This window comes from Corallococcus aberystwythensis (genome assembly GCF_003612165.1).
GTDB lineage: Bacteria > Myxococcota > Myxococcia > Myxococcales > Myxococcaceae > Corallococcus > Corallococcus aberystwythensis.
The window spans coordinates 1-6,912 of record NZ_RAWK01000388.1 but is presented as its reverse complement, the minus strand read 5'-3'; the positions used below and the strand labels follow the sequence as shown (position 1 = coordinate 6,912).

The following is a 6,912-nucleotide window of genomic DNA, read 5'->3' as shown; positions in this document are numbered from 1 at the left end:
GCACCAGCGTGAGGTAGTCCTCGATGCGGCGGCCCAGCGCGCGGCAGGGCTTCGACGTCCAGGTCTTCGAGAAGACGCACGGCCCGGGCGGCCGGTGCAACCAGCTCCAGGTGGACGGGTTCACCTGGGACGTGGGCCCCACCATCGTGCTCATGCCGGAGGTGTTCGAGGAGACCTTCCGCGCGCTGGGCCGCCGCATCGAGGACTACCTCACGCTGGTGCGGTGCGACCCGAACTACCGGGTGCACTTCCGGGACGGCTCGGACGTCACCTTCACGTCCGAGCTGTGCACCATGGGCCGCGAGCTGGAGCGCGTGGAGCCGGGCAGCTTCCAGCGCTACCTGGCCTTCATGGCGCAGGGGCGCGACCAGTACCGCATCAGCCTGGACCACTTCGTGGGCCGCAACTTCAACGGGGTGAGCGACTACTTCTCCCCCGGGGTGCTGGCGAAGATCTTCAAGGCACGCGCGCACCGCCGCATGTACGCGGACGTCAGCCGCTACTTCCAGGACGACCGGCTGCGCGCGGCGATGACGTTCCAGACCATGTACCTGGGCGTGTCTCCCTTCGAGTCCCCCGCGGTGTATGGCCTGCTGCCCTTCACCGAATTGGGCGTGGGCATCTGGTTCCCCAAGGGCGGCCTGTATGCCATTCCCCTCGCGCTGGAGCGGCTGGCGCGCGAGGAGGGCGTGACGCTGCACTACGGCCGCGCGGTGGAGCGCATCCTCACGGAAGGCGGGCGCACCACGGGCGTGCGGCTCGCCGGGGGCGAGGTGGTGTCCGCGGACGCCGTCCTGTGCAACGCGGACCTGCCGTACGCGTACGAGAAGCTGCTCGACCCGAAGGACGCGCCGTTCAAGCGCGGGGAGAAGCTTCGCTTCACCTCCAGCGGCTACATGCTCTACCTGGGCATGAAGAAGCGGGTGCCGGGCCTGTTGCATCACAACGTGATGTTCGGCCGGGACTACGCGGGCTCGTTCGACGACATCTTCCAGCGCTTCCGCGTGCCGGAGGATCCCAGCTTCTACGTCAACGTGCCCACGCGCACGGATCCGTCACTGGCGCCGGAGGGGAAGGACTCGCTCTATGTGCTGGTGCCGGTGCCGCATCAGCACGCGAACCTGGACTGGGCGGTGGAGGGCCCCAAGGTGCGCGCGAAGGTGTTCCAGCGGCTGGCGGAGCTGGGGTACCCGGACCTGGAGGCGGACATCGAGGTGGAGCGCGTCTTCACCCCGGATGACTGGGCGGGCACGTACAACCTGGCGCGCGGCAGCGCGTTCGGGCTGGCGCAGAACTTCTTCCAGATTGGCCCCTTCCGTCCGGCCAACGTGGACCCTCGCGTGAAGAACCTCTTCTTCGTGGGGGCCTCCACGCAGCCGGGCACGGGCCTGCCCACGGTGCTCATCTCCGCGCGGCTCGTGACCGAGCGGCTGATGGAGTGGGCGCACAAGCAGGGCGTGGTGCTGTCGCCGCGCCAGGGCGTCCCGGCGGTGGAGGTGGCGGCATGAGCGTCACCGCCTCTTCCGCGCTCATCGCGCGGGGCTACCAGCGCGCGCGGGTCGTCACGCGCCACCACGCCAAGAGCTTCTTCTTCGCGTCGTACCTGCTCTTCGGTCAGCGGAAGAAGGCGGCGTTCGCGCTGTATGCCTTCTGCCGCCGCCTGGACGACCTGGTGGACGCGGGCGAGAGCGCGCTGCCGGGCGAAGCGCCCATGGCCCTGGCGACGCGGCTGGCCCGGGCTCGCGAGCGCGTGGCGGAGGTGTACCTGCCGCTGCCGGAGCTGGCCTCGAAGGAGCTGGGCCCGCCGTCCGCGCGCCAGCCCTCCGCGGAGGCGCCGTCGCCGTGGGAGCCGAGCGAGTTCGCGGCGCTGCGCCACTCCATCCACCACTACCGGATTCCTGAGCAGCCCTTCCAGGACCTCATCTCCGGCATGGAGATGGACCTGACGAAGCAGCGCTACGACACGTGGGAGGAGCTGGACCTCTACTGCTACCGGGTTGCAGGTGTGGTCGGGTTGATGCTGACGCCGGTGCTGGGCTGTGAGGACGCCCGGGCGGTGGAGCCGGCGGCGGACCTGGGCCGCGCGATGCAGCTCACCAACATCCTGCGCGACGTGCGCGAGGACCTGGAGCGCGGCCGGGTGTACCTGCCCTCGGAGGAGCTGCGCGCCTTCGGCATCACCGAGGACGACCTGCGCGCGGGCCGGGTGGACGCGAAGTGGCGCGACTTCATGCGCTTCCAAATCCAGCGCGCGCGGGCGTACTACGCGCGGGCGGCGGCGGGCGTGCGCTACCTCACGGGGTTTGGCAGCCAGCGCATGGTGCGGCTGATGGGCGCCATCTACGGCGACATCCTCCGCGACATCGAGGCGCGGGATTACGACGTCTTCAGTGGACGGGCGCACACGACGACGGGGCGCAAGCTGGCGCTGACAGCGACCGTGTTCCTCCGGCCCCAGGCGGCGCTGCCGGAGGCTCCCCTGGCCCTGCCGTCCGCGCCGGTGGTGCCGCTGCTGCCCACGGGCACGGGAGGTCCGCGATGAAGGCCTCGCGCGTGGCGGTGATTGGCGGCGGCATTGGCGGGCTGACGGCCGCGGGCCTCCTGGCGAAGGAAGGCCACGCGGTGACGCTGTTCGAGGGCGGTCCGTCCCTGGGCGGCAAGGCGCAGGCCGTGAAGGTGGAGGGGCTCACGCTGGACACGGGGCCCACGCTGCTCACGTTGCCGGCGCTGGTGCGGAGCACCTTCGAGCAGCTGGACGCGCTGGACCTGCTGCCGCCGTTCACGGAGCTGGAGCCGCAGTGCACCTACCACTTCGCGGACGGGTGCGGCTTCACGGCGTACAAGGACCTGGAGCGCATGGCGGACAGCGCCGCGGAGCTGCGCCCGGTGGAACGCAAGGGCGTGCACTCCTTCTACGCGGAGGCCGCGGCCATCTGGCGCGCGGCGGGCGAGCCCTACCTGGAGGCCCCCTTCGAGGGCATGGCCGGCTTCATGGCGCGCGTGGCCCGCCGGGGCATCGGCGCGATGATGGCGGGGATGAAGCTGGACACGCTGCACACGCTGGCGGCGAAGCACTTCCAGACCTACCACCTGCGCCAGTACGTGGGCCGCTTCGCCACCTACGCGGGCGGGTCGCCGTATGCGTCCAGCGCGGCGTTCGCGCTCATCCCGCACATCGAACATGCGTATGGCGTGCACCACGTGCGCGGTGGCATTGGCGCGCTGGTGGATGCGCTGGGACAGGCGGTGCGGCGGCTGGGCGTGACGGTGCACCTGGACACGCGCGCCCGCTTCGAGCGCGTCTCCGGCGGCTACCGCGTGGATCCGGTCGCGGAGCTGTTCGACAGTGTGGTGGTGAACGCGGATCCGCTGGCGTCGCTGCGCCGGGAGTCGGAGCCGCTGTCGCTGTCCGGCTTCGTGCTGCTGCTGGACGTGGACGGGCGGACGGCGGTTCCGCACCACACGGTGATGTTCGGTGGGGACTACCGGAAGGAGTTCGATGAGCTCTTCGCGGGACAGCTCGCGACGGACCCCACGGTGTATGTCTGCAACCCGTCCGCGACGGATCCGGGCATGGCGCCGCTGGGCCGCACGGGCCTGTTCGTGATGGTGAACGCGCCCGCCATGCCGCTGGAAGAGGGCCGGGCGGAGCAGGCGCGGCGCGAATGGGAGTCCAGCGCGGAGCGCGTGCGCGAGCAGATGTTCGAGAAGCTCGTCCGGTACTACCCGGCGTTGAAGGGGCGCGTGCGCGTGGTGGGACAGCGCTCGCCGGTGGACCTGGCGGCTCGCGGAGCCCCGGGCGGTTCCATCTACGGCTTCCTGCCGCACGGCCGCTTCGGTCCGTTCCGCAGACCGCGCATCCGGGGCGGCACGCCGGGGCTGTTCTTCGCGGGCGGCGGCACGCATCCGGGCGGCGGGGTGCCGCTCGTGATGTTGTCGGGCCGGTTCGCGGCGCAGATGGCGTCCGCGCACCTGCGGGAGGGCGCATGAAGTCCGTCCTCGCGCAGAACGTCCTGCCCGGCGCGGCGGAGACGTGCGCGCTGCCCGAGTTGCCCGACAGCCCGGGGGCGTACCGCTGGTTCTACGCGGACGTGACCGCCGGGCCGTACAGCGCCGTGTGCATCTTCATGCTGGGGTCGTTGTTCTCGCCGCGCTACTCGGTGGCGGCGCGGCGCGGCGGACATCCGCTGGCGTACAGCGCGGTGAACTTCGCGCTCTACCACCAGGGTGTGCGCAAGTTGTGGGTGCTGAGCGAGTACCCGAGCGTGGACCTGCAGGGGCCGGGACGGCTGCGCATTGGCCGCTCCACGCTGACGCACGCGGTGGATGGCACCGTGCGCATGGACGTGGATGACGGGACGGCGCCGTGGGGCCGCCCGGTGCGCGCCAGCCTGACGCTGCGGCCGCTGACGGGGCGGGGCGCGGAGGTGCAGCTCATGCCCGGCCTGCCGCACTACTGGCAGCCGCTGGCGCCCCGGTCGGAGGCCCGGCTGGAGGTGTCCTCGCTGGGCGTGACGGCGGAGGGGATGGGCTACCACGACACGAACCACGGCCAGGAGCTGCTGGGCGCGAGGCTGTCCGGTTGGCACTGGGCGCGCACGCACCACGCGAACCACACCGTGGTGGACTACCACCTGCCGGACGGCGTGGCGCCGCTGCGCATGATGGCAGGGCCGAACGGCGTGGTGTGCGAGCGCGGCCCGAATCCCGGGACGCGCCCCACGAACCTGACGGGCTGGGGCCTGCGAGTCCCCGCGAGGCTGCACGCGGGCAACGAGGTGGTGGGCGCGCCGCGCCTGCTGGAGTCATCGCCCTTCTACGCGCGGCTGGAGTCGAGGCGGGACTCGCTGGACACGATGGGCGAGGTCGCGGACTTCCGCCGCTTCCACTCTCCGCTCATCCGCTGGATGGCGCACTTCCGCACGCGCCAGGGACGGACGCCATGAACGCGCTCACGCCGTCCCTGGAACGGGTGGGGCTTGCCGCTGGCGTGCTTCTTCATGCGGCCGAGCCGTCGCGCGAGCACACGGGGCGGACGCCATGAACGCGCTCGGCTTCTTCACGCTCGGGTGGACGGCGCTGGCCGGTGGCTTCAGCGCCGTGGCGCTGGCGCGGCTGTATCGCCGTGCACCTGTCACCGCCGGAGGCCCGCTGCCCTCCGTGCTGCTCCTGCGTCCCGTGGATGCGCCCACGCCGCTGGAGCTGGAGAACCTGTCGCTCCCCATCGACTACGCGGGGCCGCTGGAACAGGTGGTGCTGTCGCCGTACCGGCCGCGCCTGACCGAGGGCGTGCGCTGGCTTCCGAGCGACCCGGTGTGCCCCAACCGCAAGGTGGGCCACCTGCTCTACGCGCTGGAGACGCTGGAGGTGCGTGGACGGGTGGTGCTCGCCGTGGACGCGGATGTGGCCGTCACGGGCGCGCTGGTGGAGGGACTCGCCACTCCGCTCGTGGCCGGTGCCGCGCTGAGCACCGCCGCTCCCACGCCGGTGGGCGCGGTGGACGCGGCCGGCCGCGCGATGGCGGGGCTCCTTCGCTACACGCACCACAGCTTCCGCGCGCTGCATGCGATGAGCGCGGGCGCGCAGGCCGTGTGCGGCAAGGCGCTCGGGCTGTCACCTCGCGCGGCGGAGGAGCTGGCCGGACTGTCGGACCACATCGGCGAGGACCTGGAGCTGGCGAAGCGGCTGCACGCGCGGGGCCTGGACGTGGCGCTGAGCCCCGCGCCCGCGTGGGTGCCCGTGGCCAATGGGGCATCCTGGCGCGTGCCGCTGGAGCGCTTCACTCGCTGGATGCAGGTGCTCGCGAGCCACCGGCCCGGCCTGTATCCCACCGTGCCGCTGCTCTTCACGCCCACCGTGCCGTTGATGCTCCTGGCCGCGTGGCTCCACGAGCCCGCTGTCTATTTCGCCGTGGCGGCGCTCGTCGCCGTGCGCACGCTGCTGTCCTTGCGCCTCGCCGTGTTGAGCCGGGTGCCCGAGGAGGCCGCCACGGGCCACGCGCTGACGGACTGGGTGCAGGGTGAGTTGCTGCTGCTCGCGGCCTTCGCGGCCTCGCTGACGCGGCAGGGAAGGGTGACCTGGCGCGGCCATACCTACGCGCTGGAAGCAGGGGGACGAATGATTCGGGTGGCGCCGCGGTGGAGTGGAGGCCCGGGATGACCTACGCGCGCTTCCTGGGCATCTTCGTCGTGCTGCCCATCCTGTTCCTGCTCGTGCGCTACCGCCGCACGCTGTCGTGGCGGGGCCTGGCGCCCATGGGCTTGCTGCTCGTCGTCGTCTACGCGGCCACGTCGCCGTGGGACAACATGGCCGTGAAGTGGGGCCTGTGGGGCTTCGACCCGGAGCGCATCTGGGGCGTGAAGCTGGGCTACCTGCCGCTGGAGGAGTACCTCTTCTTCGGCCTCCAGACGCTGCTCGTGGGCCTGTGGGCGCGCGCCCGGCTGGAGCGCGTGCTTGCGAAGAAGCCGCGAGCCGTGCCGCAAGAGTCCAGGCCCGTCCGCGCGGAGCGGACCCTGGAGCCTCGCGAGGTGTCGCCATGATGGAGACGCGCTGGGCTTACCTCATCCACCTGCTGGCGTGGACGCTGCCTGTGATTGCCATCCAGCTGGCGGTGCTCGTGAACCACTACAAGGCCCGCGCGGGTGAGGTGCTGCGCGCGGTGCTGCCCCCCGCGCTGGTCGTGGGCGTGTACCTGTCCATCGCGGACCACCTGGCCATCTCCACCGGCATCTGGAACTTCGGCGAGGGACGTCACGTCGGCGTGTACGTGGGCGCCGTGCCTCTGGAGGAGATCCTCTTCTTCCTCATCACCAGCATCCTGGTGTCGCTGGGACTCGCGCTGTTCACGGCGCTCCTGCGGCTCAAGGAGGCGCGGGCGTCTTGATCCGCGCGGCCAAGGGTGGGCCCTTCGGG

At 71.6% G+C, this 6,912-nt stretch carries 7 protein-coding genes; all 7 read left to right on the top strand.

Annotated features, from left to right (window positions below):
• The first annotated feature begins 23 nt into the window (after nucleotides 1–23).
• A complete protein-coding gene (locus D7W81_RS38445) occupies nucleotides 24–1,508 on the top strand; it encodes a phytoene desaturase family protein (RefSeq protein WP_120560328.1) in 1,485 nt (494 codons plus the stop codon).
• A complete protein-coding gene (locus D7W81_RS38440) occupies nucleotides 1,505–2,542 on the top strand; it encodes a phytoene/squalene synthase family protein (RefSeq protein WP_120560327.1) in 1,038 nt (345 codons plus the stop codon). Before D7W81_RS38445 ends, D7W81_RS38440 begins: the two co-directional genes overlap by 4 nt.
• Nucleotides 2,539–3,990 (top strand): phytoene desaturase family protein, encoded by a 1,452-nt coding sequence (locus tag D7W81_RS38435; RefSeq protein ID WP_120560326.1) that lies wholly within the window; start codon nucleotides 2,539–2,541, stop codon nucleotides 3,988–3,990. Before D7W81_RS38440 ends, D7W81_RS38435 begins: the two co-directional genes overlap by 4 nt.
• A complete protein-coding gene (locus D7W81_RS38430) occupies nucleotides 3,987–4,946 on the top strand; it encodes a carotenoid 1,2-hydratase family protein (RefSeq protein ID WP_120560325.1) in 960 nt (319 codons plus the stop codon). Before D7W81_RS38435 ends, D7W81_RS38430 begins: the two co-directional genes overlap by 4 nt.
• Before the next feature lie 94 nt (nucleotides 4,947–5,040).
• The gene (locus D7W81_RS38425; protein WP_120560324.1) at nucleotides 5,041–6,159 is read left to right on the top strand and encodes a glycosyltransferase; all 1,119 of its coding nucleotides are present in this window, start codon (nucleotides 5,041–5,043) and stop codon (nucleotides 6,157–6,159) included.
• Nucleotides 6,156–6,539, top strand: coding sequence for a lycopene cyclase domain-containing protein (locus tag D7W81_RS38420; protein ID WP_120560323.1), 384 nt, complete (start codon nucleotides 6,156–6,158; stop codon nucleotides 6,537–6,539). The genes D7W81_RS38425 and D7W81_RS38420 overlap by 4 nt, the downstream gene beginning before the upstream one ends.
• The gene (locus tag D7W81_RS38415) at nucleotides 6,536–6,883 is read left to right on the top strand and encodes a lycopene cyclase domain-containing protein (protein WP_120560322.1); all 348 of its coding nucleotides are present in this window, start codon (nucleotides 6,536–6,538) and stop codon (nucleotides 6,881–6,883) included. The genes D7W81_RS38420 and D7W81_RS38415 overlap by 4 nt, the downstream gene beginning before the upstream one ends.
• Nucleotides 6,884–6,912: the final 29 nt, after the last annotated feature.